The sequence below is a fragment of the Janthinobacterium rivuli genome, assembly GCF_009208735.1.
Taxonomy (GTDB): Bacteria; Pseudomonadota; Gammaproteobacteria; order Burkholderiales; family Burkholderiaceae_D; genus Janthinobacterium.
The window spans coordinates 21,339-45,670 of the sequence record NZ_WFLJ01000023.1 but is presented as its reverse complement, the minus strand read 5'-3'; the positions used below and the strand labels follow the sequence as shown (position 1 = coordinate 45,670).

24 protein-coding genes are annotated in these 24,332 nt (G+C 64.3%); 16 read left to right on the top strand and 8 right to left on the bottom strand.

All coding sequences use genetic code 11. The annotated features are described in order from the left end of the window. Nucleotides 1-6: 6 nt before the first annotated feature. Nucleotides 7-1,500: a metal-dependent hydrolase family protein gene (locus GCN78_RS25460; protein ID WP_413465236.1), complete on the bottom strand. Its 1,494-nt coding sequence runs from the start codon at nucleotides 1,498-1,500 to the stop codon at nucleotides 7-9. A 152-nt stretch (nucleotides 1,501-1,652) separates the two neighbouring features. Here GCN78_RS25460 and GCN78_RS25455 point away from each other — a divergent pair, with 152 nt between their 5' ends. The 6 genes from GCN78_RS25455 to GCN78_RS25430 all read left to right on the top strand — a co-directional run bounded on the left by GCN78_RS25455 (nucleotide 1,653) and on the right by GCN78_RS25430 (nucleotide 7,061). Then, nucleotides 1,653-1,943: a Dyp-type peroxidase domain-containing protein gene (locus GCN78_RS25455; RefSeq protein ID WP_152254204.1), complete on the top strand. Its 291-nt coding sequence runs from the start codon at nucleotides 1,653-1,655 to the stop codon at nucleotides 1,941-1,943. Nucleotides 1,944-1,987: 44 nt separating this feature from the next. Beyond that, a complete protein-coding gene (locus GCN78_RS25450) occupies nucleotides 1,988-2,371 on the top strand; it encodes a hypothetical protein (RefSeq protein ID WP_152254203.1) in 384 nt (127 codons plus the stop codon). A 108-nt stretch (nucleotides 2,372-2,479) separates the two neighbouring features. Next, on the top strand, nucleotides 2,480-4,315 hold the full coding sequence (gene msbA / locus GCN78_RS25445; RefSeq protein WP_152254202.1) for a lipid A export permease/ATP-binding protein MsbA: 1,836 nt from the start codon (nucleotides 2,480-2,482) through the stop codon (nucleotides 4,313-4,315). A gap of 154 nt (nucleotides 4,316-4,469) precedes the next feature. Further along, complete coding sequence (locus tag GCN78_RS25440) at nucleotides 4,470-5,600, top strand: toxin-antitoxin system YwqK family antitoxin (protein WP_193316872.1); 1,131 nt, start codon at nucleotides 4,470-4,472, stop codon at nucleotides 5,598-5,600. 79 nt (nucleotides 5,601-5,679) lie between these two features. Beyond that, on the top strand, nucleotides 5,680-6,174 hold the full coding sequence (locus tag GCN78_RS25435) for a MarR family winged helix-turn-helix transcriptional regulator (RefSeq protein ID WP_152254200.1): 495 nt from the start codon (nucleotides 5,680-5,682) through the stop codon (nucleotides 6,172-6,174). Nucleotides 6,175-6,251: 77 nt separating this feature from the next. After that, entirely contained in the window at nucleotides 6,252-7,061 is an 810-nt protein-coding gene (locus tag GCN78_RS25430; RefSeq protein ID WP_152254199.1) for a toxin-antitoxin system YwqK family antitoxin, read from the top strand. On the opposite strand, the gene GCN78_RS25425 is transcribed toward GCN78_RS25430, so the two are convergent. Further along, nucleotides 7,058-8,377, bottom strand: a complete 1,320-nt coding sequence (locus GCN78_RS25425) for a chloride channel protein (RefSeq protein ID WP_152254198.1) — start codon at nucleotides 8,375-8,377, stop codon at nucleotides 7,058-7,060. The genes GCN78_RS25430 and GCN78_RS25425 overlap by 4 nt on opposite strands. A gap of 184 nt (nucleotides 8,378-8,561) precedes the next feature. Next, entirely contained in the window at nucleotides 8,562-9,461 is a 900-nt protein-coding gene (nhaR, locus tag GCN78_RS25420; RefSeq protein WP_152254197.1) for a transcriptional activator NhaR, read from the bottom strand. Nucleotides 9,462-9,620: 159 nt separating this feature from the next. Between nhaR and GCN78_RS25415 the strand changes: the two genes are divergently transcribed. Both GCN78_RS25415 and GCN78_RS25410 read left to right on the top strand, forming a co-directional pair. Further along, on the top strand, nucleotides 9,621-10,583 hold the full coding sequence (locus GCN78_RS25415) for a TerC family protein (RefSeq protein ID WP_152254196.1): 963 nt from the start codon (nucleotides 9,621-9,623) through the stop codon (nucleotides 10,581-10,583). Nucleotides 10,584-10,649: 66 nt separating this feature from the next. Beyond that, nucleotides 10,650-11,051, top strand: a complete 402-nt coding sequence (locus GCN78_RS25410; RefSeq protein ID WP_152254195.1) for a tellurite resistance TerB family protein — start codon at nucleotides 10,650-10,652, stop codon at nucleotides 11,049-11,051. Here the strand turns inward: GCN78_RS25410 and GCN78_RS25405 are convergent, their stop codons facing one another. Together GCN78_RS25405 and GCN78_RS25400 are read right to left on the bottom strand one after the other, a co-directional pair. Then, nucleotides 11,052-11,405: a YnfA family protein gene (locus tag GCN78_RS25405; RefSeq protein ID WP_152254194.1), complete on the bottom strand. Its 354-nt coding sequence runs from the start codon at nucleotides 11,403-11,405 to the stop codon at nucleotides 11,052-11,054. It lies immediately after the preceding gene. Nucleotides 11,406-11,449: 44 nt separating this feature from the next. Then, nucleotides 11,450-12,613, bottom strand: coding sequence for a sugar diacid recognition domain-containing protein (locus GCN78_RS25400; RefSeq protein WP_152254193.1), 1,164 nt, complete (start codon nucleotides 12,611-12,613; stop codon nucleotides 11,450-11,452). Between the two features lie 147 nt (nucleotides 12,614-12,760). Here GCN78_RS25400 and GCN78_RS25395 point away from each other — a divergent pair, with 147 nt between their 5' ends. Both GCN78_RS25395 and GCN78_RS25390 read left to right on the top strand, forming a co-directional pair. Continuing rightward, nucleotides 12,761-14,092, top strand: a complete 1,332-nt coding sequence (locus GCN78_RS25395; RefSeq protein WP_152254192.1) for an MFS transporter — start codon at nucleotides 12,761-12,763, stop codon at nucleotides 14,090-14,092. 32 nt (nucleotides 14,093-14,124) lie between these two features. Then, entirely contained in the window at nucleotides 14,125-15,393 is a 1,269-nt protein-coding gene (locus GCN78_RS25390; protein WP_152254191.1) for a glycerate kinase type-2 family protein, read from the top strand. A gap of 2 nt (nucleotides 15,394-15,395) precedes the next feature. Here the strand turns inward: GCN78_RS25390 and GCN78_RS25385 are convergent, their stop codons facing one another. Beyond that, entirely contained in the window at nucleotides 15,396-16,409 is a 1,014-nt protein-coding gene (locus tag GCN78_RS25385; RefSeq protein WP_152254190.1) for a zinc-binding alcohol dehydrogenase family protein, read from the bottom strand. Between the two features lie 95 nt (nucleotides 16,410-16,504). On the opposite strand from GCN78_RS25385, the gene GCN78_RS25380 reads away from it, so the two are divergent. Continuing rightward, a complete protein-coding gene (locus GCN78_RS25380) occupies nucleotides 16,505-17,401 on the top strand; it encodes a LysR family transcriptional regulator (RefSeq protein ID WP_152254189.1) in 897 nt (298 codons plus the stop codon). Between the two features lie 62 nt (nucleotides 17,402-17,463). On the opposite strand, the gene GCN78_RS25375 is transcribed toward GCN78_RS25380, so the two are convergent. Then, entirely contained in the window at nucleotides 17,464-17,841 is a 378-nt protein-coding gene (locus GCN78_RS25375) for a c-type cytochrome (protein WP_077401501.1), read from the bottom strand. Nucleotides 17,842-18,091: 250 nt separating this feature from the next. On the opposite strand from GCN78_RS25375, the gene GCN78_RS25370 reads away from it, so the two are divergent. The 3 genes from GCN78_RS25370 (at nucleotide 18,092) to GCN78_RS25360 (ending at nucleotide 22,041) form a co-directional block, all read left to right on the top strand. After that, a complete protein-coding gene (locus GCN78_RS25370) occupies nucleotides 18,092-19,651 on the top strand; it encodes a DUF1800 domain-containing protein (RefSeq protein ID WP_152254188.1) in 1,560 nt (519 codons plus the stop codon). A 15-nt stretch (nucleotides 19,652-19,666) separates the two neighbouring features. Beyond that, on the top strand, nucleotides 19,667-20,851 hold the full coding sequence (locus GCN78_RS25365) for a DUF1501 domain-containing protein (protein ID WP_152254187.1): 1,185 nt from the start codon (nucleotides 19,667-19,669) through the stop codon (nucleotides 20,849-20,851). Nucleotides 20,852-20,940: 89 nt separating this feature from the next. After that, a complete protein-coding gene (locus GCN78_RS25360; RefSeq protein ID WP_152254186.1) occupies nucleotides 20,941-22,041 on the top strand; it encodes an AI-2E family transporter in 1,101 nt (366 codons plus the stop codon). Between the two features lie 213 nt (nucleotides 22,042-22,254). Here the strand turns inward: GCN78_RS25360 and GCN78_RS25355 are convergent, their stop codons facing one another. Continuing rightward, a complete protein-coding gene (locus tag GCN78_RS25355) occupies nucleotides 22,255-22,479 on the bottom strand; it encodes a hypothetical protein (RefSeq protein WP_010396348.1) in 225 nt (74 codons plus the stop codon). Between the two features lie 141 nt (nucleotides 22,480-22,620). Here GCN78_RS25355 and GCN78_RS25350 point away from each other — a divergent pair, with 141 nt between their 5' ends. Together GCN78_RS25350 and GCN78_RS25345 are read left to right on the top strand one after the other, a co-directional pair. Further along, a complete protein-coding gene (locus GCN78_RS25350) occupies nucleotides 22,621-23,379 on the top strand; it encodes a phosphatase PAP2 family protein (RefSeq protein WP_226939821.1) in 759 nt (252 codons plus the stop codon). A 12-nt stretch (nucleotides 23,380-23,391) separates the two neighbouring features. Then, on the top strand, nucleotides 23,392-24,330 hold the full coding sequence (locus GCN78_RS25345) for a diacylglycerol/lipid kinase family protein (protein ID WP_152254185.1): 939 nt from the start codon (nucleotides 23,392-23,394) through the stop codon (nucleotides 24,328-24,330). The last annotated feature ends 2 nt before the right edge of the window (nucleotides 24,331-24,332 follow it).

The window sequence follows — 24,332 nt, the reverse complement described above, 5'->3', positions numbered from 1 at the left end:
TTGACCTCAGCCTGCCAGCGGCGCGCGCAATGTATCCTTGTAGATGCGCCCGTTCTTCATGATCAGCAACAGGTTTTCCTCGGGGCGCGCGAGGAAATCGAGATTCTTCGTCGGGTTGCCCTCGGCCACCAGCAAGTCGGCCAGCGCGCCCGCGGCCAGGCGGCCCAGGGTGCCCGGGTAGGGCGAGCGCTGGCCGGACAGGGCCAGCAGTTCGCCATTCTGCCCCGTCGCCTGCGCCAGCAAGGTGAGCGGGTCGTAAAAGCGCGTGAGCTTGGCCAGCTGGCGGCCCTGCGTGGGCGTGTTTTTTGCGTTGAACAGGATGTCCGTGCCCCAGCCCGTCTTGATGCCGTACTTTTGCGCCAGCGCATACGCCTTCACCGTGCCTTCGGCGACGATCCTCTGGCTGGCCTTGCGCGCCGCATCGGGATACACATTGCTGTCTTCATCCTGCAGGAAGGGCTGCAGGCTCCACCACGTGCCCGCATCGCGCATCATGCGCACGGACTCTTCATCGGCCAGCTGGCCATGCTCGATGCTGCGCACGCCTGCGCGGATGGCCCGCTGGATGCCTTTCGGCGTGTAGACGTGGGCCATCACATACGTGCCCCAGTCGGCGGCCGCTTCCACGCCGGCGCGCAGTTCGCGCTCCGAATACTGCGTGCTGTCGAGCGGGTCGTACGTCGATGCGACGCCGCCGCCGGCCATCATCTTGATTTGCGTCGCGCCCAACATCAGCTGCTCGCGCACGCGGCGCAGCACTTCCGCCTCGCCATCGGCGATCATGGCCATGCCCGCCGTTTCCGCCATGCTCAACGGGGCATTTGCCGCGCGGGGGATGTCCGAGCGCAAACGGAAGTCGCCGTGGCCCGACGTTTGCGAAATCATGGCGCCCGACGGAAAGATGCGCGGGCCGTCGACGATGCCTTCATCGATGGCGCGCTGCAATGCAAACGCGGGGCCGCCCGGATCGCGCACGGAGGTAAAGCCCCGCAGCAGGGTGCGCCGGGCTTCCTGCGCCGCCACCAGGTACAGATAGCCGACGTCGGACGTCATGGCCGTCACCTGGCTGATGGCGGCCAGCATGGTGTGCCAGTGGGCGTCGATCAGGCCCGGCATCACCAGCTTGCCCTGGCAGTCGATCACCTGCACGCCGTCCACCTTCTCTCCTGCCGGCAGCAGGGCGGTAATGGTCGGGCCCGTCACGAGCACATGGATGCCGGAGCGGGGCGCCTTGCCCGTGCCGTCGAACAGGCGCAGATTGGTCAGCAGGAGTGGCCGCTGCGGCGTTTGCGGCTGCTGGGCGCTGGCGCTGCCGGCGGACAGGCCGATGAAGGGCGCCAGCATGGCGGCCGCGCCGCCGAGAAACTGGCGGCGCCGCATGTCCGCCATCACCCGCTGGTGCAGGATCGTGAAGACGGTGCCGCCGCAATCGCAGGCGCGCCGCTTCAAGCCGCCCGTTTGCCACGTGTCCGCCAGATACCGCTCTTGTGCCAGGGCCATCGCCGCCATCCTTTCATCGCTGCCGCGCCACGGATATGACGGTGGGCAAAGTTAATGATTAGAAACTATTGCCATTGAAAGCCCGCGGCGGCGGCAAGTCAAGCGTGCACTTGCTTTACGGCAAAGAATGTAGCATCGGATTCTCAAGGTGCATGCTGGCCGCTATTTGCTCCTTCGCCTGCCGTGTACTCGACAAAACCGTCGCGGCGGCAAAAGCTGGCCAGCTGCATGCCGGCCTGGCGGGCGTCATGTTTGTCGGTTTCTGCAAGGACATCACGGTAAGCATGGGCATGCTGCGGCAAATGTACGGCGTAGGCTATGATGGCGTCACCAAGACGGACAGGCTGCTGGATTTTTCCACGGCGCTGTCGTCGGCGATCTATTTTGTGCCCAGCATCGACGCCTTGCTGGCCGTGGGTATTTCGCCGGCGGATGCCGGCTGAGGACCGCCCCGGCGGTCCCTATTTTTACTATAAAGGAGTTTTTCATGCGTATTCGTCCCGCCACACTGCTGTCCGCCCTGATCCTCGGCAGCGTCGTCTTCAGCGCTTCCGCTTCCGCCGTCGGCCTGGGTTTCCTGGCCGATACGCCGATGGCTTACCTGAACAAGAACGACAAGCCCGTCTTCGTGAAGGCCGTCACCGACGTGCTCAATGACAAGAAAGATGGCGAAACCGTGCAATGGAGCAACGAAGGCTTGCGCAATTCCGTGCGCATCGCCGCCGACATCACGGCCAGCGACACGCAAAAGACGGATGCGCAAACCTGCCGCAAGGTGCAAGTGGGCTTGAACGCCAAGGGCCAGGAACAGACCCTCAAACTGAAGGTCTGCAAGGCCGGCACGGCCGCGTGGAAAGTGGCGAAGAGCTGATCGTCCATGCCATTCCCTTGCCGGTCCTGCGCCGGCAAGGTGCGACTTTCCTCTAGGTAAGTCTGGCAACGGTTAGAATCACGCTTTACCTTTTCTTTTCTCACCTGCATGCAGCAAAGTCGCCTCCTGTTCTTCCGCCTGGCCGGCCAGTTTCGCCGCTATGGCGCCATCGTCGCCGCCACTTTGCTGGCCGTGGGCGTGGCGTCCGCCACCGATGTGTTGTTGATCCGCCAGTTGCAAAACGTCGTCGACGCCATGCGCGCGACGGCCAGCACGCAGGTCGCCCCCGCGTCCGGCGTGATGGGCATGCTGCAGGGCTGGGTCGACCGTTTCTTGCCGACACAGGCGGGGCAGGTGGACTTGTGGGTCATCCCCGCCACCATCCTGGGCCTGGCCGTGCTGCGCATGGTCTCGAGTTTTGCCGGCGACTACGGTTCCGTATGGCTATCGAGCCGGGTGCAGGCGGACTTGCGCGAAAAGATGTTCGCCACCATCATGCGCCTGCCCAGCCGCTTTTTCGACACCACCACCACCAGCCTGACGCAGTCGCGCGTGGCCTTCGACGCCAGCCAGGTGTCGCAGGCGGGCTTGAACGTGCTCAACGTGATGGTGCGCGATTCCGTCGCCACCGTCGGCTACCTGATTTTATTGTTCAGCATTGACGTGAAACTGGCCCTGTTCTGCATGGCGTCGATGCCCATCGTGGCCATCGTCGTGACCCTGGCGGGCCGTCGCATGCGCCACCTGAGCAAGAGTTCGCAGCAAGCCGTGGGTGAGCTGACGTCCGTGCTCGATGAAAGCATAGCCGGCCAGCGCGTGGTGAAAATCTTTGGCGGCCAGGATTATGAACAGGCGCGCTTCGTCAACGTCGTCAAGCGCAACCGCCAGCTGGCCGTCAAGCATGCGGCCACCTCGGCCATGAATTCCGGCTTCATCATGATGCTCGTCGGCATCACCCTGTCGTCCGTGATCTATTTCGCCATGCTGCGCGCGCAAAGCGGCGCCATCACGCCGGGCGCCTTCGTCGCCTTCATGGGCGCGCTGATGGCGATGCAGTCGCCGATCAAGAACCTGACCAAGATCAATGAACCGCTGCAGCGTGGCCTGGCGGCGGCCGAATCCGTTTTCGGCTTGATCGACACGCCGCTGGAACCGGACCCGGGCACCATCGCCCCGGCGGCCGTGCAGGGCAATTTGTCCTTGCAAAACGTCCACTTCCGCTACAACAGCGACGATCCCGACGCGCCCACGGCCTTGAGCGATATCACGCTCGATATCCGCGCCGGCGAAACGGTGGCCCTGGTGGGCGGTTCCGGCGGCGGCAAGACCACCTTGCTGGGCTTGCTGCCGCGCTTCTACGACGTCAGCGGCGGCCAGATTTTGCTCGACGGCGTCGACGTACGCGATTATTCCCTGCTGGCCCTGCGGCGCCAGTTCGCCCTCGTCAGCCAGGATGTGATTTTGTTCAACGACACGATGGCGGCGAATATCGCGTATGGCGACCCGGCGCCGGACCAGGCCCGCATCGAAGCGTCGGCGCGCGCCGCGTATGCGCACGACTTCATCATGCAGTTGCCGCAAGGCTACGAAACGCAGGCGGGGCAGAACGGTTCGCGCCTGTCGGGCGGACAACGCCAGCGCCTGGCCATCGCGCGCGCCCTGTACAAGGACGCGCCGATCCTGTTGCTGGACGAAGCGACCAGCGCGCTGGACACGGAGTCGGAGCGTTCGGTGCAGGCGGCGCTGGAAGTGCTGATGCGCAACCGCACCACCATCGTCATCGCCCACCGCCTGTCGACCATCGAAAGCGCCGACCGCATCGTCGTCATGCAGGGCGGGCGCCTGGTGGAATCGGGCAGCCACGCCACCTTGCTGCAGCAGGGCGGCGCATATGCGCGCCTGCATGCAAGCCAGTTGTCGCCCGTCAAGGATGCCCTGGGCTGACGCCTGGCCCATCCTGCGCCTGCCCATGCGCCAGGCCGGAGCCGGACCATCAGGTCCGTCCCGGCCTTTTTCATTTGGGCTGCAATCGTGCCCATGGCGAACGGTGCTTGCCTTTATGATGGCAGCCGCAAAGCAACATGAACAATGGAGCAACATGAAGAATCAACAGACAATGCGCTGGCTGCTGGCCGCCGCGCTGGGTATGAGTACGGCCTTGCCGCTGGCGGCACAGGAAGATACGCCGTCGCCGGCAACGGCTTCCCATCACGCGCAAGAAGAGGACAAGACCATGTATCTGGATGAAAATTTCATGCCGAGCAACGAGCGCCGCGCCGTGTATGCGCTGCGCACGCCGCCCGTGCGCGACGAGGCGCTGGGCGCCTGGCATGTACGGCTCGAATTTCCCGACACGCCGGGCGTGCTGGCCTTTGAAACCTATGCCACGGACCTGGACTTGAGCCAGATCAAGTTCGTAAAGTTTCGCAAGTACTACCACGAGAATGGCCAGCTGTTGCGCGAAACCTATTTCAATGCCCAGGGCGAGGAGCTGCTCGGCGGCAGCGTGTACTTCGAGAATGGCCAGGTCCAGCAACGGGTAACCGCCTTGCCGAACGGGCGCGACAGCATCTCGGAAACGTATCACGAGAATGGCCAGCTGATGAGCCGCACGCTGTATCACGGCGACGAGATGGCCGATGGCGAGCAAGTGTCGTATGGAGCGAACGGGGCCGTCAGCAACCGCGCGTATCGACGCCATGGCCAGATGGATGGTGTGGAGGAATCGTTTTATGCCGATGGCAAGCTGTTCCGGAAGGGACGGTACGTCGATGGCCAGCGCGAGGGCGAGTTCGTCATGTACGCGCAGGATGGCAAGGTGCTGGCCCGGACCGTGTGGGTGCACGGCCAGCCCGACGGTTGGTCGTTTGAAAGCCATGGCAACGGCGTCGTGTCGAACAAGACGCTGTACCAGAAGGGTGCCGTGCTCAGCTTGCAAACGTGGGCTCCGAATGGCCGGCCCGTGTTTGCCTGGCAAAAAGACGCGCAGGGGCGCGACCATGGCGACACGACGGACTGGCATGCCAACGGCGCGCGCGCCAGCGTGACCCCGTTTGTCGAAGGCCAGCGCCATGGCTTGCTGCAGACGTGGTACGACGATGGCAGCCTGCGGCAGATCGTGCCGTACGAACACGGCAAGCAGCACGGCATCGAGCGCCAATGGGACAAGGCCGGCAAGCTGGTGCTGGAGCAGGCGTGGCGGGCCGGTGAACCAGTTTCCATGCGCTAGGAGTCGTCCGCCTTTGCAGGTATCATGCAGGGATTCCGGCCCGCCAGCAGGCGCGAAGCCGGTGCGATAACTGGAGGCAATGGTGGTGGAAGCGGAAGTTTCGGCGTTGGCCAGGGCGCAAGGCATGGCCTTGCAAAACATGCGCGTCGTCATGCGCGCGGCACAGCGCCACTCGGCGCAGATCGAAAAGCAATGCGGCGTGTCCGGCGCGCAATTGTGGGTGATGCAGGAATTGCTGGAGCGCCCGGGCCTGCGCATGGGCGAGCTGGCCGGAAAGATGTCTATCCACCAGACGACGGCCAGCAACCTGGTCGACGCGCTGGTCAAAAAAGCCTATGTGCGCAAGGCGCGCGACCAGCCCGACCAGCGCGTGGTCACGCTGACCCTGACGGCGGAAGGGCAGGCAGTGATCGCCGGCGCGCCGCAGCCGGCGCGCGGCTTGCTGCCCAGTGCGCTGAGCCAGCTCGATGCGGACAGCCTGGCGCACCTGAACCAGGGCTTGAGCGCCTTGCTGGCCGTCGTCGCTCCCGACGACAGGCAGGCCGGCATGCAACCATTTCCGTTCACCATGTAATGACGCGCAAGCGTGTGGCAGGACCGCCCCGCTTGCCCTTATCATCGGCGCCGTCGCACCGTTGATGAAAGCATGCATTGAAGATACTCACCTCTGTTTTGCTGGCCGCCGTACTGGCCGGTTCTTCTTCCCTGGCCACCCCGGCCTTGCCTTCCGAACAGTCGCTGGCTTCCGAGTTTTTCGACGAGGATTACCAGCCCGTGGCGCCCGCCGTGGCCATGTACGAGCAGCGCGCGCCGCTGCGTCATGACGCGGCACGCCAGGCCTGGCATTGGCAGCTGCATTTCGCGCAGCCGCCAGGCAAGCTGCACATGGATGCCTGGCTGCGCGACGCGGATACGACGCGGCTCAACTATGTCCATCAGCGCAGCGTGTATTTCGCCGATGGCCAGCTGGGCCTGCTGGAAGAGCGCAACGGGGAGGGCGACTTCGACGGCGTCAACGTCGCCTACTATGCGGATGGCACGGTGAAGAGCCGCAAGGCTTACCGCGGCGGCGAGTACGAAGGCATGCACAGCCACTATCATCCGAATGGCCAGCTCAGTCATGCATTGCGGTACGAGGCGGGCCAGCCCGCCGATGGCGAATACCTGAGCTTTGACGCGCATGGCCAGGTCAGCAACCGCGCGCATTTTGTCGATGGCGTGCTGACGGGCAAAGTGGAGGCGTTTCATCCGGACGGCAGGCTGGCCGAGCGGGGAGCGTATCTGGATGGCCAGCGCACCGGCCTGTACGAGGCCTGGTGGCCGGACGGCCGTGAGAAGTCGCGCCTGCATTACGTGCAGGGGCGCAAGCACGGCCTGGAGCGCAACTGGACCGAGGATGGCACGCGCACCGTCTGCGCATGGCAGGATGGCAGTTTGCTGCGCCCCTGCAGCAATTTCTAGCGCGGTGGCGGCAGCCGTTGCAGCTGCAGCTGCGCCAGCGCGCCGTACAGCGGTTCGCTGAGCACGCGCGAGACGGTGCTGGCCACCACGGCGCAGGCCATCAGGCTCAGCACCATGCCGTGGCCGTCGACCATTTCCATGACAATAATGAAAGCCGTCAGCGGCGCCTGCGTGGCGGCGGCCAGGAAGCCCACCATGCCCAGCGCGATCAGCGCGGGCGCGTGCGGGTAGTGCAGCAGCACGGCGATATCGTGGCCGATGCCGGCGCCGATGGCCAGCGATGGCGCAAAGATGCCGGCTGGCACGCCCGACCAGACGGTCAGCCACGTCGCCACATATTTGAAGGCGACAAAGGCGGGCGCCACGTCGGACGAGCCTTCCAGCATGGCGCGCGTGGCCACGGTGCCGCTGCCGAACGTGGCGCCATGGCTGGCGATGCCGATGGCCGCCACCAGCACACCGCAGACGGCGGCGAACAGCACGGGCCGGCCTTTTCTCCACGCGGATAATTTCCCCAGCGGATTGCCCCGGGCGGACGCCAAGAGCAGCCGGGCGAACAGGCCGCCGGCCACGCCCGCGACCAGGGTCACGAGCAAACCCGGCAAGGCCAGCGCCAGGCCGATGGGGCCAGGGTGGATGATGCCGAAGTGCGTGGCGTTGCCGTGGATCGACACGGCCATCATGCCGGCCAGCACGATGCCGGCCACGATCAGACCGCTGTTGCGCTGCTCGGGCGAACGCGACAGCTCCTCGATGGCGAACATGACGCCCGCCAGCGGCGTGTTGAAGGCGGCCGCGATGCCGGCCGCGCCACCGGCCACCAGCAGCGAATGGGCGCTCACCTGCGAATGACGCGGCAGCAGGCGGCGCGCGGCCAGCATCACGCCGGCGGCGATTTGCACGGACGGGCCTTCGCGCCCCAGCGACAGTCCCCCCAGCAAGCCGCCCGCCGTCAGGCCGATCTTCGCGGCACTCAGTTTCAGGGAGACGAACAGCGAGCGCTGCTCGGGCGCCACGGCCGGGTCCAGCGCCGCCATCACTTGCGGGATGCCGGAGCCGGCCGCGCCCATGGCGTAGCGGCGCGTCAGCCAGACCAGCAGGGCGGCGCAGGCGGGTGTCCACAGCAGGGCGAACCACCAGGCCTTGCCGTTAAAAAAGAGAAACAGGTCGAGCGCTTCCTCCGCCAGCCAGGTGAACCCCACGACGACGAGGCCCGCGATGGCGGCCATGCCGACGACGACGGCGCGCGACCACCACAGGCGCGGGTTGGCAAATTCATGCTTGAAGGCAGAGGGGATGTCGTGCAAGTGCTTCATTGCGGCAAGTCCAGGAGGGGGCGCGCAAGGCGTCGGGGAGGAGTGCCATTATATAGATGTATTTGTTCAAATGTATTTCGTCTCGCCGATGTGTGGGCGGCTGGCAACAACAGCTTCGTCGCGGCCAGGAGATCGACGCGGGCCCGCACTGTCGGCGCCAGGTGCGGCCCGGATGGCCACGGGTTTAGGCGAACAGCTCGTGCCGCGCGCTCTGGCTGATGGCGAGGGTGGCAGGGTGGCTCAGGCGGCGTTCCGTGGTGATCGCGTAGACCTGCTCGACGAGGCTGTCGACCCGGCCCAGCGCCACCACGCCATGCTGTTCGCAGACCTGGGGCGCGATGACGGTGGGGGCGAAGAACAGGCCGGCGCCGGACTGGCCGAAGGCTTGCATCATGGCGCTGTCGTCGAACTCGCCCACGATGCGCGGGTGCAGGTGGTTGTCGCCCAGCCACTGCAGCAGGCGCCCGTAGATGGCGAAGTCTTCGCCGGGCAGCAGCAGCGGCGCACCATCGAGGCATAGCGGAAAGTCCCCCGTCAGGGTGGCTGCCAGCTCCGGCGTGCCGAACAGGGTCATGCCGCTTTCGCCCAGCAAGTGGTTGTAGCCGCGCACGCTCAAATGGGACGGCATGGGGCGGTCGGCGATGATCAGGTCCAGGCGGTGCACGGCCAGATCCGCCAGCAGGCTGGCCAGCCGTCCTTCGCGGCAGATCATGCGCAGCGGTTCGGCCAGACCCAGCGCCGGTTCGACGAGGCGGCAGGCGATCAGTTTCGAGACGGAATCGGCGCAGCCCACGCGAAACGTCGTCGTCGCCGTGCGCGACTGGTCGCGCACGATTTCCAGCAATTCATCGCCCGTGCTGAAAATGCTTTCGGCATGGCTGAGGATGCGCCGGCCCGTGTCCGTCAATTCCAGCTGGCGTCCGCTGCGGCGGAACAATTCCACGCCCAGGGTGTCGGCAAATTCGCTGAGCTGGCCGGAGATCGATTGCGGCGTCAGGTGCAGCTGCTCGGCCGCGCGCGCGATGCTGCCCGTCTTGGCCACCATCCAGAAATAGCGCAAGTGCTTGAAGTTGAGGTTGGACATCGCTGCTCCTGGTAGGTTAATGCATCGAGTTTTTCGATGTATTTGTCAATTATATTCGATTTGTTCGATGTTTATAGGAAGGCTATGATGACTGCTCAATTCATGCAAGGAGAGTGTCATGGACGTCAGGATACAAACAGATTATTGCGGAGGCCGCCGATGAACGGTCTGGAAAGTATTGCAACGGCACCCATGTGGGCAGGCTTCATCGCCTTCGTCCTGGTGATGCTGGCGCTGGACTTGTTCGTCTTTGGCGGCAACAAGGCGCACAAGGTCGGTGTCAAGGAAGCGGCGACCTGGTCGCTCGTGTGGGTCAGCCTGGCCCTGCTGTTCAACGGCGGACTGTGGTGGTACCTGAACGGCACGGCTGGTCCCGAGATCGCCAACCAGAAGGCGCTGGAATTTTTCTCCGGCTACCTGATCGAGAAAGCGCTGTCGGTCGATAACGTGTTCGTCTTCCTGCTGATCTTCAGCGCCTTCCAGGTGCCGATCCAGTACCAGCGCCGCGTGTTGATTTATGGCGTGCTGGGCGCGATCGTCATGCGCGCCGTGATGATCATGGCCGGCGCGTGGGTGGTGAGCGAGTTCAGCTGGGTGCTGTACCTGTTCGGCGCCTTCCTGTTGATTACCGGCATGCGCATGCTGGTGGCGGCCGACGCGGAGCCGGACGTGGCGAACAACCCCGTGCTGCGTTTTGCCCGCCGTCACTTGCGGGTGGCCGACGGCGACCACGGTGAGCGTTTCTTCGTGGCGAAGGGTGGCTTGCGCTATGTCACGCCGCTGTTCCTCGTGCTGATCCTGATCGAGGTGACGGACCTGGTCTTCGCGGTGGACTCGATCCCGGCGATCTTCGCCATCACGACGGACCCGTTCATCGTCTTCACGTCGAACCTGTTCGCCATCATGGGCTTGCGGGCGCTGTACTTCCTGCTGGTGGACGTGGCCGACCGCTTCCACATGCTCAAGTATGGCCTGGCGATGGTGCTGGTGTTCATCGGCGCCAAGATGCTGGTCATGCCGTGGTACCACGTGCCGGTGGAAGCGTCCTTGCTGGTGGTGGCGGTCCTGATCGTGTCGAGCTGCGTGGCCAGCGTGTTCATCACCCGCAGCGAGAAGAAATAAATAGCAGTACGGCGCGCCCCGCAGGGCGGTGGCGCGCTCTTTAACTAACCGAGAAAGTGGAAAATCATGCGTACCTATGAAACGAACAGTCCCCAGGCAGCGGGACGTATTTTGGCCCTGATGATGGTGGTCGACGGCAACCTGGCCAGCGCCGAGCTGCAAGCGATGCATCGCAGCAAGATCCTCGAGCATATCGACCTGGCCCCGGCCGCCTTCCAGCAACTGCTGCAAGACTTGTGCGACGACATGCTGACCTCGACCGTGCATGGCGCCGTGCAGCTGGCCCATGGCGTGATCGACAGCCTGCTCGATGAAATCGATGACCCGGACTTGCGCCGCAAGCTGCTGCAAGCCATGTGGAAGATCGCCGATGCGGACGACTGGCTGGCCGATGGCGAAGCCGTGTTGCTGGCCCGCGCCAGCGCGGCGTGGTCGGCGGAAACGAACTTCCGCCAGCATGCGGCGTAACTATGCCGCCTTGTGTCCCATGGCGATGACGGCGGCGCCGGCCAGGGCCAGGCCCACGCCGGTGACGTCGGTCCAGGCGGGCGTGACGCCGTCCACCAGCCACAGCCATCCCAGCGCCGTGGCGATATAGATGGCGCCATACGTGGCATACACGCGGCCGCTGGCGGCCGGATGCAGGGTCAGCAGCCACACGAAGAGCAAGAGGCTGATGGCGGCCGGCAACAGCAGCCAGGCGCTGCCCTTGTTGCTCAGCCATAGCATGGGCAAATAGCAGCCCAGCAGTTCGGCCACGGCCGTGACGGTAAACAGCCCGAAAGTGCGGGCAAGGCTGGTCCATTCGATGGCGTCGTTCATGCTATTCCTGTTGTGCGGTCAGCCGCCATTGTAGACGGCGTGCCTCAATTGAGCTGCAGGGCGACATACAGCAGCAGGCGGTCATCCGTGTCGTCCAGGTCCAGTCCCGTCAGTTCGGCGATCTTTTGCAGCCGGTAATCGAGCGTGTTGCGGTGGATGTGCAGTGCCCTGGCCGTGGCCATCGGGTGGCTGTGGTGGCGGAACCAGGCGGCCAAGGTGCGCATCAGGGTGCCGGACTTGCGGTCGTGCGCCTGCAGGCGCGCCAGGGTCTGGCGCAATTGCTCGGCCTGCCAACCGGCTTGCAGGCCGGACAGCAGCACGGGCAGGCTCAGTTCCAGGTAGGAAAAAGTGGCTTGCCCGCCATCGCGGGCGCGTCCCACGCGCGCCGTCTGCTTCGCCGATTCATACGACGCCGTCGCGCCATCGAGGCCCGGCAAGGCCACGCCCATGGACAGGGTGGCGGGCGGCGTGAGCGCCTGCTGCGCCACCTGGTGCAGTTCGAGCAGGCGCTGCCTTGCCTGCGCCGCGCGCGCCTGCTGCGGGCCGCTGGCGGGAAAGGCGTCGAGCAGCACCAGCTCGCCCGGCGAGACGACGGCCATCAGCAGGGCGGGCCAGCGCGCCGACAGGTCGGACTGCACTTGCTGCAACTGCGTCAGCACCTGGTCCAGCCGTTCTCCCAGGCCTTCCCGCGCATCGGGAATTTCCAGCACGAACATGGCGCGCGGCACGCGCAAGTCCAGCGCCAGGCGCGCCGCCCACGCCTGCATGCTGGCATCCGAAATGCCCGTGCGGTACACGAGCTGAAACACGAATTCCTCGCGGTAGCGCTTTTCGTGCTGCAACTCGCTGACCAGCCGCGCCTGCTCCAGCATCATTTCCGCCATGGCCCGCACCAGTTCGCCGAACTGGCGCACGGCGTCCGGCTCGCCCGTCAGGCCCAGCACGCCGCAAATCTCGCCGCGCACCGTCAAGGGCAGGTTGATGCCGGCCCGCGTGCCCGGCAGCCTGGCCATGTCGGCCGTGCCGATTTCCACGCTGGCGCGCCGGGCCAGCGCCAGTTGCGCGCCCGGATGCAGGTCGCCCACGCGCTGCGGGTCGCCGCTGGCCAGGATCACGCCGCGCGCATCGATCACGTTGACGCTGAAGGGAATGATGTGCATGGTGCGTTGGACGATGTCTTGCGCCAGGGGATAGTCGATGCTTGGCATGGAGGGCCGCCTTATGAGCTTGTGCATTTGCATGAAATCATCGGATTCGGCACTATGTTTCTTCATGCATCCGCACGATGACTGTTTCTGTGGGCGATTGTACGATGGGCTGCTCGTATTCCATAAAAAAATAGTCAGGAGACACCCATGACCACCCATCCAGGCGCCAGCCTGTCCGCCGGCGCGTCCGCGCAGGACCGTGTGCGCGAAGGCGCCTACCGCAAGGTCACCTTGCATCTGATCCCCTTCATCTTCATTTGCTACCTTTTCAATTACCTTGACCGGGTGAATGTCGGCTTCGCCAAGCTGCAAATGCTCGATGCGCTGCAATGGAGCGAAAGCGTGTACGGCCTGGGAGCCGGCATTTTCTTCATCGGCTACGTGGCCAGCGGCGTACCCAGCAATCTGCTGCTGCACCGCCTGGGCGCGCGCAAGGTCATCGGCACCCTGATGATCGCCTGGGGCATCGCCTCGGCCTGCCTGATGTTCGTCACCACGCCGGCCGCGTTTTACTCGCTGCGCTTCATCACGGGCGTGTTCGAGGCGGGTTTCTTCCCCGGTATCGTGCTGTACTTTACGAACTGGTATCCCGCTTCGCGCCGGGGCCGCATCATGGGCCTGTTCATGTCGGCCATTCCCATTTCCGGCTTGCTGGGCAGCCCCCTGTCGGGCTGGATGATGCAATCGTTCGCCGGCCACGGCGGCCTGGCCGGCTGGCAATGGATGTTCCTGTTGCAAGGCATCCCCACCGTGCTGCTGGGCTTTCTCGTGTATGTGCTGCTGAACGACGGCATCGCCCAGGCGAAGTGGCTGAATGGGGAAGAAAAGCAGCTGCTGCGCGCCGACCTCGACGAGGACGAACGCCAGCGCCGCAATAGCGCGAATACGGCCGATACCTTCGCCAGCGTGCTGCGCAACAAGCACGTGTGGATGCTGGGCCTCGTGTATTTCTGCATCCAGATGGGCGTGTACGCGATCAACTTCTGGCTGCCCACCATCGTCAAGTCGCTGGGTTTCGCCAGCCCCGTGGCCGTGGGCTGGATCAGCGCCATTCCCTACCTGTGCGCCAGCATCTTCATGATCTGGGTGGGCCGTTCGGCCGACAGGCACAAGGAACGCCGCTGGCATTTGAGCGGCCCCCTGCTGATGGCGCTGTGCGGCTTGCTGCTGGCCACCCAGGCGCATGGCAACGTGGTCGTCGCCCTCATCGGCCTGTCGCTGGCGACCATGGGCGCGCTGTCCGGCCTGCCCATGTTCTGGCCCCTGCCGACGGCGTTTCTCGGCAGTGCGGCGGCGGCCGGCGGCCTGGCGCTGATCAATTCGCTGGGTCAGGTGGCGGGCTTCGTCAGCCCCTTCCTCGTCGGCTGGATCAAGGATGCGACGGGCGGCACCGACGTGGCCCTGTATATTCTTTCCGCAGTCATGCTGCTGGGCGCCATACTGGTGCTGCGCGTGCCCGCGCGCATCGTGAACCGTTGAACGAAGCTGCCATCGAACCGGAGGAATTGAGCATGACGACCACCCCGGCGCCGCGCGCCTTGCTGCAAGCCATGTTCCAGGCGGCCATCGAAGCGGCCCAGCCGTCGCACTGCATACCGCCCCATCTGCCGCCCGCGCCCAAGGGCCGGCTGATCGTCATCGGCGCCGGCAAGGCCTCGGCCGCCATGGCGCACGCCGTGGAACGGCACTGGCCGGGGCCGCTGTCGGGGCTGGTCGTGACGCGCTACGGCTATGCCGTGCCGTGCGAACGCATCGAGATCGTGGAAGCGTCGCACCCCGTGCCCGACCAGGCCGGCATGGACGCGGCCCGGCGCATGCTGGAACTGGTCGGTAACTTGCAGGAAGATGACACCGTGCTGTGTCTGATCTCGGGCGGCGGCTCGTCCCTGCTGGCCTTGCCCCTCGATGGCATCACCTTGGCCGACAAGCAAGCCTTGAACCGCGCGCTGCTGGCGTCGGGCGCCACCATTGGCGAAATGAATTGCGTGCGCCGCCATTTGTCCGCCATCAAGGGCGGGCGCCTGGCGGCCGCCTGCCATCCGGCCCAGGTCATCACTTTGGCCATTTCCGACGTGCCGGGAGACAAGCTGGGTGATATCGCATCCGGCCCCACGGTGGGCGACGCGACGACGTGCGAGGATGCGCTGGCCATCGTGCGCCGCTACGGCATGGACTTGCCGGACAGCATACGCAAAGTGCTGGAAAGCGGGCGCGGCGAATCCGTGAAACCCGACGATCCACGCCTGGCGCGTACGCAAACGACCTTGATCGCCACGCCGCAGATGGCGCTGGAAGCGGCGGCAGAAGTGGCGCGCGCGGCCGGCGTCACACCGTATATCTTGGGCGACAGCCTGGAAGGCGAGGCGAGGGATGTGGGCAAGGTGATGGCCGGCATCGCGCTGCAAACGGCCGTGCGGGGCCAGCCGTTTCCCGCCCCGTGCGTGCTGCTGTCGGGCGGCGAAACGACCGTCACCGTGCGCGGTAACGGGCGCGGCGGGCGCAACGTGGAATTCCTGCTGGCGCTGGGCATCGCGCTCGATGGCCACCCGGGCATCGACGCGCTGGCCGGCGACACGGATGGCGTCGATGGCCAGGAAGACATCGCCGGCGCGGTTCTGGCGCCCGACACCCTGCAACGGGCGTGGGCGCTGGGCATCAAGCCCCGAGACAGCCTGGACAACAACGATGGCCACGGCTTCTTCCAGGCGCTGGGAGATTCCGTGATCACGGGCCCGACATTAACCAACGTCAATGATTTCCGGGCCATCCTGATTACCTGAATTTAGAACCCTTCCAGCACGATCTTCCCTTTTGCCGTATTGCTTTCCAGCAGGGCATGCGCGCGTTTCAGGTTTTGCGCGTTGATCGTGCCGAAGCGCGCGGCCAGGGTCGTCCTGATGACGCCGGCGTCCACCAGCTGCGCCAGCTCTTCCAGCAGTTCATGCTGTTTGACCATGTCGGCCGTCTGGAACAGCGAACGGGTAAACATCAGTTCCCAGTGCAGCGACACGCTCTTGCCCTTGAACTTGCGCACGTCGATGTGCTCGGGGTCGTCGATCAGGGCAAACTTGCCCTGCGGCGCGATCAGTTCCACGATCTGCTCGAAATGCCGGTCGGTCTGGTTCAGGCTGATCACGTAATCGACGGGCGCTAACCCCAGGCGCGTGATTTCCTGTGCCAGCGGCAGGCTGTGGTCGATCACGTGGTGCGCGCCCAGTTCCTTGACCCAGTCGGCCGTTTCCGCACGCGATGCCGTGCCGATGATGGTGACCCCGGTCAATTGCCGCGCCAGCTGCACCAGCACGGAGCCGACGCCGCCGGCCGCGCCGATCACCAGCAGGGACTTGCCCGTCAGACTCTTGTCACGGCTGAGCTGCAAGCGGTCGAACAGCAATTCCCAGGCCGTGATCGCCGTCAGCGGCAGGGCGGCGGCCTGCGCGAAATCGAGGCTGGCCGGCATGTGGCCGACGATGCGCTCGTCGACCAGCTGGAATTCGCTGTTGCTGCCGGGCCGGTTGATGGCGCCCGCGTACCAGACCCTGTCGCCCACCTGGAACAGGGTGACGTCGGGGCCGACGGCCGTGACGACGCCGACCGCATCCCAACCCAGCACTTCCGGCTGGGCATCTTTTGGGGCGCGGTTCTTGCGCACCTTGGTGTCGACGGGATTGACGGAAATGGCCTTGACGGCGACGAGCAGGTCGCGCCCCGTGGCGACTGGCATGGGCAGCTCGATGTCGAGCAGGGCGTCGGCATCCGTGATGGGCAGGCTGTGGTGGTAGGCGATGGCTTTCATGTGCTTCCTCGTTGAGTGGATACCGTATGATGGTGGCAATGCCGCCCTGGAAACAGGGGGCGCGTACCGAAACACTTTCAAAGGAATGCTGAAAATTGCTGCGACTCGATGACTTGCAGGTATTTGTGCGCACGGCCGATCGGGGCAGTTTGTCGGCCGCCGCGCGCGAGATCGGCATCTCGCCCGCGCTGGCCAGCGCCGCCGTCAAGCGCCTGGAAGGGGAGCTGGGCCTGCGCCTGCTGGCCCGCACGACCCGTTCCTTGAGCCTGACGCCGGAAGGCACGCAATACCTGGAACATGCGCGGGAAGCCTTGCGCCTGCTGCGCGCAGGCCACGATGCGCTGCTGGCCGGCAAGGACAGTTTCGGCGGAACCTTGAAAATTGCCATGCCCTCCGACCTGGGCCGCAACCTGATGCTGGGCTGGCTGGACGAATTCCAGCTGCGCCACCCGAAGCTGCATTACCAGCTCAGCGTCAGCGACCGCGTGGCCGACATGGTGCGCCAGCAAGTAGACATTGCTCTACGTTATGGGCAGCAGGAGGATTCGAGCCTGATCGCCATGCCGATCGCCCCCGCCAACGACCGCGTACTGGTGGCGTCGCCCGCTTACCTGCGCGACTACGGCCCCCTGCTGGCGGTGGAAGATTTGTCGCAGCGCAATTGCCTGCGTTTCGCGCTGGAAGACGGCTTGCACGACCGCTGGACCTTTTACCGCCTGCCCCAGCGCGAGCAAGTGACGGTCCCCGTGAGCGGCAACCGCAGCGCCGACGACGCCGATCTGGTGCGCCGCTGGGCCGTGGCGGGCCTGGGCATCGCCTATAAATCGCGGCTCGACGTGGCGGGCGACCTGGCCGCCGGCCGCCTGCAAGCGCTGTTGCCCGAGGTGGCGGGCGAGGCTGCGCCCTTGCATCTGGTCTGCACGCACCGGGCGCAGGTGACGCCGCTGGTGCTGCAGCTGCGCGATTTCCTGCGCGACAAATGTGCCGAATGATTAAAACTGCGGAATTGACCGTCGATCGTTGCCTCGCGACGTGCCCGCCGCGTATTTCAATATCAGCGATTCTTTAAAATCACATCACTCATGTATTGATTCAAATCGCGAAAATCCTTTACGCGCCAGGCATATGGTGCGATCTTGACGCCATTCTCTTTCAAGGTCTTTGGAATCAGATCGCCATTCGGACGCAGGATGACCGATGACACGATCACGCCCGGATAATCCTTCAGGCGTTTTTTGAAGGCGGCGGTGGTCAGGTCCGGCGTGGGCGGATTGCTTTTATTCGCCAATGGCCCCGTTCCCTTGATCTCCGCGCCGTGGCACACGGCACAGCGCTGTACATACAGGGTTTTGCCATTCAGATTCTCCGCCAAGGCAGACGGCGCTTGAATGAGCGATAACGTTCCTAATGCAGCGATAAATAATATTTTCATTTCTTCTTAATGTGGACGTATTGTATGGATAATGTCTGGTTCGCGAGAAAATACGGAGCTGCGATTGCAATACGCCATTCTCCCGATACCATTTTATCCGAGATGATTCATTGCTAATGTGCTCGCTCTTGTGCGAAATCGCTTGGCGAGCCATTGCGTTTGATTACAACTCGTTGCAAATGGCAATCATGCGCAGGTCAACCTGGGCGTACCCTCAAGCATTCTGCATGAAACCGCTTGAAGGACCGCCATGACCCCGCCCCGATTATTGCCGACGACCTTGCTTTCCCTGTTCTTGCTGGCCGGCTGCGCCGCGACCGGACCCGCCGTTCAGTCCGATCATCGCGCGCAGGCCAGTCCCGCGCAAACCAGTTCCGCGCAGGACGTCGCCATGCTGGAACGGGTGAGCTGGGGTGTGAACGGGGGCAGCGTGCGCCAGCTGCAGGCGCAAGGCTGGAACGCCTGGCTGCAGGCGCAGTTGCATCCAGGAAAAGCCGTCTTGCCGCCGGCCATCTCCGCGCAGATCGACGCCATGACCATCAGCCAGGTGCCGCTCGATCAATTGGTGATGTCCGTGGAGCGAAAGCGCAAGGAGTCGGCCGGTGTGATGGACGACATGGCCAAGCAGCAGGCGCAAAAGGAGTATCAGCAGGAACTGAACCGCCTGGCGCGCGAGGCGGCCACGCGCTCCTTGCTGCTCGACGTGTATTCGCCGAACCAGTTGCAGCAGCAGCTGAGCTGGTTTTGGCTCAATCATTTCAGCGTGCACCAGGGCAAGCACAACTTGCGCGCCATGGTGGGCGATTACGAGGCGAACGCCATCGCGCCGCATGCGCTGGGAAAATTCCGTGACTTGCTGGGCGCCACCGTCCACCATCCGGCCATGCTGCGCTACCTGGACAATGAAGCCAACGCCGCCAAGCGCATCAATGAAAACTATGCGCGCGAGCTGATGGAGTTGCACACGCTGGGCGTGAACGGCGGCTACAGCCAGATGGATGTGCAGGAACTGGCGCGCATCCTGACGGGGGTGGGCGTGAACCTGGGAGCGGACACGCCGAAAGTGAAACCGGCGCTGCAGTCGCAATACGTGCGCCGGGGCTTGTTCGAATTCAACCCGAACCGCCACGATTACGGAGATAAACAATTCCTCGGGAAAACGGTGAAAGGCAGGGGGCTGGCCGAACTCGATGAAGCGCTGGATCGCCTGAGCCGCAGTCCCGCCACCGCGCATTTCATCAGTGGCAAGCTGGCCCAGTATTTCGTGGGAGATAGTCCTCCCGAAGCGCTGGTGGCGCGCATGGCGGCCACCTTCCAGCACAGCGACGGCATGATCGCCGACGTGCTGCAGACGATGTTCACCAGCCCGGAGTTCAAGCAGTCGCTGGGCAAGAAATTCAAGGACCCCATGCATTACGTGGTGTCGGCCGTGCGTCTCAGTTATGACGACAAGCCCATCCTCAACGCGGGCCCCATGCTGAGCTGGCTTTCGCGCATGGGCCAGCCCCTGTACGGACGCCAGACACCGGATGGCTATCCGCTGACGGACGCCGCCTGGGCCAGTCCCGGCCAGATGACGACGCGTTTCGATATCGCCCGCACCATCGGCTCGGGCAGCGCCGGCCTGTTCAAGACGGACGGCCCGCAGCCGCAGGAAAAAGTCGCCTTCCCGCAACTGGCCAGCGCCCTGTATTTCCAGTCGCTGCAGCCAACCTTGAGCCTGGCCACTCTCCAGGCCCTGGAGCAGGCCGCTTCGCCGCAGGAGTGGAACACCTTTCTCCTGTCTTCGCCGGAAATGATGCACCGCTAGATTGAAAGGATTGCCATGAATCGTCGTGACCTGTTGAAAGCCCTGGCCGCCGCGCCCCTGTTGTCGCATGCGGGCAGCCTGCTGGCCGCACCGGCCACGGATGCGAAGCTGCTGTTCGTCTTCTTGCGCGGCGGCTATGACGCGAACAATCTGCTGGTGCCTGTCGGCAGCGATTTTTACTATGCATCGCGACCGAATATCGCCATCGCCAAACCCGGCGAGGAAAACGGCGCGCTGCCCTTGACCGCGGACTGGGCCTTGCATCCGGCCTTGCGCGAGACCATCTATCCCCTGTTCACGGGCGGCGAGGCGGCCTTCATACCGTTTGCCGGCACGACGGATCTGACGCGCAGCCATTTTGAAACGCAGGACAGCATCGAACTGGGGCAGGAACTGGGCGGACGCCGTGATTTCCGCTCGGGCTTCCTGAACCGGCTGGCACAAAGCCTCAATGGCAGCAAGCACGCCATTTCCTTCACGGACCAGCTGCCGCTGATCTTCCAGGGGAGCGTGCAAGTGCCGAACATGGCGCTGCGCTCCGTGGGCAAGGCGGGCATCGATGCGCGTCAAAGCCAGGTCATCGCGGCCATGTACCGGGGCACGCCCTTGCAGCAACCGGTCAGCGCGGGCTTTGCCGTGCGCGCTGATGTGACGAAGGAGTTGACGGGCGAGATGCAGGCGGCCAACCGCAACGCCATCAGCACCAAGGGTTTTGAGCTGGAGGCGCAGCGCATCGCCCGCTTGATGAAGGACAAATACAACCTCGGCTTCGTCGACGTGGGCGGCTGGGATACGCACGTGGGCCAGGGCGGCGCCAACGGCTACCTGGCCGGGCGCTTTGACGAGCTGGGACGCGGTTTGTCTGCGTTTTCGCAGGAAATGGGCGGCGCCTGGCGCAATACCGTGGTGGTGGTCGTCAGCGAATTTGGCCGCACCTTCCGCGAAAACGGCAACCGTGGCACGGATCACGGCCACGGCAGCGTGTTCTGGGTGCTGGGCGGCGGCATCAAGGGAAAACAGGTGGCGGGCGAGCAGGTGGCGATGTCGCAGGCGACCTTGTTCCAGAACCGCGACATGCCCGTGCTCAATGAATACCGGGCCGTGCTGGGCGGCTTGCTGCGCCGCACCTTCGGCTTGACGCCGGCGCAACTCGACCACGTGTTTGCCGGCGTCAAGCCGGAGGAACTGGGCCTCGTGTAAATCGGCGAATCTCCGTGTTACGCTACGCCTGCGCATGTGGCGCATAGCGAATACTGGCGGCCCATGGCGCCGGGCACGAATGGAGTGGCATGAACGATACCCAGCGCGATATGCTCAGCGCAGGCTTTTCCCTGGCCCTGATCGCCGTGACGGCCTTCGTCATGCAGCGTTTCTTTTTGCCGCTCGTGTGGGCCGGCATCCTGTGCGTGGCCACCTGGCCGCTGTACCTGCGCGTGCGCGCGGCCCTGGGCCAGCGCACCATCGTGGCCGCCGCCCTGCTGACCCTGGCGTTCGCCTGCATCTTCATCATTCCCGTGCTGTTCGGCGTGGCGCAGGCGGCGCGCGAAGTGCCCGTGCTGGCCAATTTCCTTGTCCATGCGAACACCGACGGCTTGCCCGTGCCGGACTGGGTAGCGCACATTCCGCTGGCCGGCAGCGCCATCGGCGACTGGTGGCAAGCCACCCTGAGCCAGCCCCATGGCCTGGGCCACTTCTTTGCGGGCAGCGCCGTGGGCGGCTTTCATTCCGCGCGCGACATGCTCAAGGTGCTGGGGGCGGACGTGTTCCACCGCCTGGTCGACTTCGGCCTGGCGTTTTTATGCCTGTTTTTCTTCTACAAGGATGGCGAAGCGTTGACGCGCCAGATCACGGCCGTCGGCAGCCATTTCCTGCGCCCGGAACGGTGGGGCCGCTATGCGCAAAAGATCCCCACGGCCATCCGCGCCACCGTCAACGGCCTGGTGCTGGTGGGCCTGGCCGAAGGCGTGTTGATCGGTATTGCCTACGTCATCGCCGGCTTGCCGTCGCCGGCCCTGTGGGCGTTCGCCACGGGCATCCTCGCCATCATCCCGTTCGGCGCGCCGCTCGCCTACCTGTGCGCGGCCGCCTTGCTGGTGTTTCAGGGCAATGTGGGCGCCGCCATCGGCGTGGCCGTGTGGGGCACCGTGGTGCTGTTCGTGGCGGACCACTTCGTGCGCCCCGGCATGATCGGCAACGCCACCCGCTTGCCCTTCCTGGCCGTGCTGTTCGGCATCCTGGGCGGCGTGGAAACCCTGGGCCTCGTGGGTCTGTTCATCGGCCCCGTCGTGATGGTGCTGTTTGTAACCCTGTGGTACGAAGCGAACGTGTCTGACAAGGTGCTGTCAGTGCCAACACCTGCCAGCCCGGCCGCGCCGGAACGCACACAGTAATGAGGGGTCGGCCAGCGTTGCCGCTGGCCGGTACTGGGCGTTCCCGGCGTGGCCGGGCGGAGCTTTCAAGCAAGGTCGTCGAAAGCCCCGGAATACGCCGACAAAAATCGTAGCGAGCGGCAACGAGTTGTGGCTAAGAAGCGCAGCTGTACTTTAGTACAGCGAGCATCGCAGGCCGCAAATCGCGCCGCGCAGTAGATTTTTACGGTGTATTTAATGCGCCTTGGATAAAATGAGGAGCCAACGGCGCATCAGCAGCACTTCAACATAGCCCGGCTCGATGCCCGTACCGCACTCGATCAAGGGATTGACGGTGTAGTAGCGCTTGCGGAAGTCGCGGCAGACGAGGATTTCGCGCTTGCCCATGCGGACGAGGAAAGAGCTTGGGGCGTATTCCAGGCCGAACCGTGAGCCAAAACCGCTATTCAATGTTGCCATGACAATTCCTTTGAGGGAGATGTGTTGAACGAGTCATCAGAATAGCATAACTACTGTATGAAAACACAGTTACTGTATGAATAAACAGTATTTTTTTACTGGTGTGGTTTTTTTGATCAGCACCGGGAACATGAAAGAGAGATGAGTTTGCAAGAGAAAAATGACATGGGCATGACCACGGGCTGGACCACGAAACTGCGCCGTTTCGCCGAGGCGCGCCTGTCGCCCGAGGGCGAACTGGGCCTGCATATGACGGTGGGCGTGGCCCTGATGCTGGTGGCCATCGTCGTCTTCCACGAGATCGCCGAAGCCGTCATGGGCATGGCCCAGATCACCGTGATCGACTTGCAAGTGGCGCACTGGTTCAACCAGCATGCCGTGCCGTGGATCACCAGCGTCCTGCTGGTCGTCACGCACATGCATGGCGTGATCGGCGCCATCACGCTGGCGACCCTGCTGGGCTGGTATCTGCACCGCAAGGGCGCCGATTACTGGTTGTTTACCTTGATCATCACCATGCCGGGCGTCATGTTTTTGAACCTGCTGTTAAAGTACATTTTTGTCCGCGCGCGGCCCAGTTTTGATGAACCGATCCTGCAGACGGCCTTGAGCACGTACAGCTTTCCCAGCGGCCATACGGCCACCTCGACGGCCCTGTACGGCTTGCTGGCCGCCTATCTGATTTGCCAGACGGCGCCGGGCGCCTGGGGCAAGCGCATCGCCATCGCGCTGGCAGCTTTCCTGATGGCGTCACTCGTGGGTTTCAGCCGCATTTACCTGGGCGCGCATTACCTGAGCGATGTGCTGGCGGCCATGGCGGAAAGCTATGGCTGGCTGGCCATCTGCATCGCCGGAGTGTCGACCCTGCGCCGCCGCCGGCATATCCGGCAAACCAAATAAGGGGAAACCATCCTGAGCAAGATCGCAGTCATCATCAACGGGGGCGCCGGTTGCGGCTACGCACCCGACTGGGCGCAGCAGCTCGAAGCGAAATTCGCCGCCGTGGGACTCGACGCCGCCATCACGCTGGCCGCCAGCGGCGCCGAGATGATCGCCACGGCCGAGCAAGCCGTGCGCGATGGCGCACCGATCGTCGTGGCCGGTGGCGGCGACGGCACCATCAATGCCGTCGCGTCTGTCGTTGTCGGCAGCGGCACGCCGTTTGGCGTCTTGCCGTTGGGTACCCTGAACCATTTCGCCAAGGATTTGAATATCCCGCTCGACCTCGATGCGGCGATTGCCAACGTGGCGCGGGGCCTGCCGCACCAGGTCGACGTGGGGGACGTGAATGGCCGCATCTTCCTGAACAATTCCAGCCTGGGCCTGTATCCGGACATCGTGCGCGACCGCGAAAAGCAGCAGCGCCGGCTGGGGCGTGGCAAGTGGCTGGCCTTCAGCTGGGCGCTGCTGGCAGCCTTGCGCCGCTATCCCTTCCTCAGCGTGCAATTGAAACTCAACGACGCCGTGCATGCGCGGCGCACGCCGTTTGTGTTCATCGGCAATAATGAATACCTGATGGAAGGCTTGAATATCGGCGAGCGCGAGCGGCTCGATGGCGGCCAGCTGAGTCTGTACGTGGCGCAGCGTCCGGGCCGCCTGGGCTTGCTGAAGCTGGCCTTGCATGCACTGTTCGGCAAGTTGTCGCAGGCCAAGGATTTCGACGTGTTGACGGCCACCGACCTGGAGATCGCCACGCGACACCGCCGCCTGCGCGTGGCCACCGATGGCGAAGTGACCGTCATGAATACGCCGTTGCGTTACCGCATCCGTACGGCCGCGCTGGCGGTGCTGGTGCCGGCACCGGCACCGGCACCGGCACCAGCACCAGCACCAGCACCAGCAGGGGAGTAAGG

Bases quoted from the DNA above. Each gene is read 5' to 3' on its own strand.
- GCN78_RS25460 (WP_413465236.1), bottom strand. From the start codon at position 1,500: ATGGCCCTGGCACAAGAGCGGTATCTGGCGGACACGTGGCAAACGGGC.
- GCN78_RS25455 (WP_152254204.1), top strand. From the start codon at position 1,653: ATGCTGGCCGCTATTTGCTCCTTCGCCTGCCGTGTACTCGACAAAACC.
- GCN78_RS25450 (WP_152254203.1), top strand. From the start codon at position 1,988: ATGCGTATTCGTCCCGCCACACTGCTGTCCGCCCTGATCCTCGGCAGC.
- msbA (WP_152254202.1), top strand. From the start codon at position 2,480: ATGCAGCAAAGTCGCCTCCTGTTCTTCCGCCTGGCCGGCCAGTTTCGC.
- GCN78_RS25440 (WP_193316872.1), top strand. From the start codon at position 4,470: ATGAAGAATCAACAGACAATGCGCTGGCTGCTGGCCGCCGCGCTGGGT.
- GCN78_RS25435 (WP_152254200.1), top strand. From the start codon at position 5,680: ATGGTGGTGGAAGCGGAAGTTTCGGCGTTGGCCAGGGCGCAAGGCATG.
- GCN78_RS25425 (WP_152254198.1), bottom strand. From the start codon at position 8,377: ATGAAGCACTTGCACGACATCCCCTCTGCCTTCAAGCATGAATTTGCC.
- nhaR (WP_152254197.1), bottom strand. From the start codon at position 9,461: ATGTCCAACCTCAACTTCAAGCACTTGCGCTATTTCTGGATGGTGGCC.
- GCN78_RS25415 (WP_152254196.1), top strand. From the start codon at position 9,621: ATGAACGGTCTGGAAAGTATTGCAACGGCACCCATGTGGGCAGGCTTC.
- GCN78_RS25410 (WP_152254195.1), top strand. From the start codon at position 10,650: ATGCGTACCTATGAAACGAACAGTCCCCAGGCAGCGGGACGTATTTTG.
- GCN78_RS25405 (WP_152254194.1), bottom strand. From the start codon at position 11,405: ATGAACGACGCCATCGAATGGACCAGCCTTGCCCGCACTTTCGGGCTG.
- GCN78_RS25400 (WP_152254193.1), bottom strand. From the start codon at position 12,613: ATGCCAAGCATCGACTATCCCCTGGCGCAAGACATCGTCCAACGCACC.
- GCN78_RS25395 (WP_152254192.1), top strand. From the start codon at position 12,761: ATGACCACCCATCCAGGCGCCAGCCTGTCCGCCGGCGCGTCCGCGCAG.
- GCN78_RS25390 (WP_152254191.1), top strand. From the start codon at position 14,125: ATGACGACCACCCCGGCGCCGCGCGCCTTGCTGCAAGCCATGTTCCAG.
- GCN78_RS25385 (WP_152254190.1), bottom strand. From the start codon at position 16,409: ATGAAAGCCATCGCCTACCACCACAGCCTGCCCATCACGGATGCCGAC.
- GCN78_RS25375 (WP_077401501.1), bottom strand. From the start codon at position 17,841: ATGAAAATATTATTTATCGCTGCATTAGGAACGTTATCGCTCATTCAA.
- GCN78_RS25370 (WP_152254188.1), top strand. From the start codon at position 18,092: ATGACCCCGCCCCGATTATTGCCGACGACCTTGCTTTCCCTGTTCTTG.
- GCN78_RS25365 (WP_152254187.1), top strand. From the start codon at position 19,667: ATGAATCGTCGTGACCTGTTGAAAGCCCTGGCCGCCGCGCCCCTGTTG.
- GCN78_RS25360 (WP_152254186.1), top strand. From the start codon at position 20,941: ATGAACGATACCCAGCGCGATATGCTCAGCGCAGGCTTTTCCCTGGCC.
- GCN78_RS25355 (WP_010396348.1), bottom strand. From the start codon at position 22,479: ATGGCAACATTGAATAGCGGTTTTGGCTCACGGTTCGGCCTGGAATAC.
- GCN78_RS25350 (WP_226939821.1), top strand. From the start codon at position 22,621: ATGAGTTTGCAAGAGAAAAATGACATGGGCATGACCACGGGCTGGACC.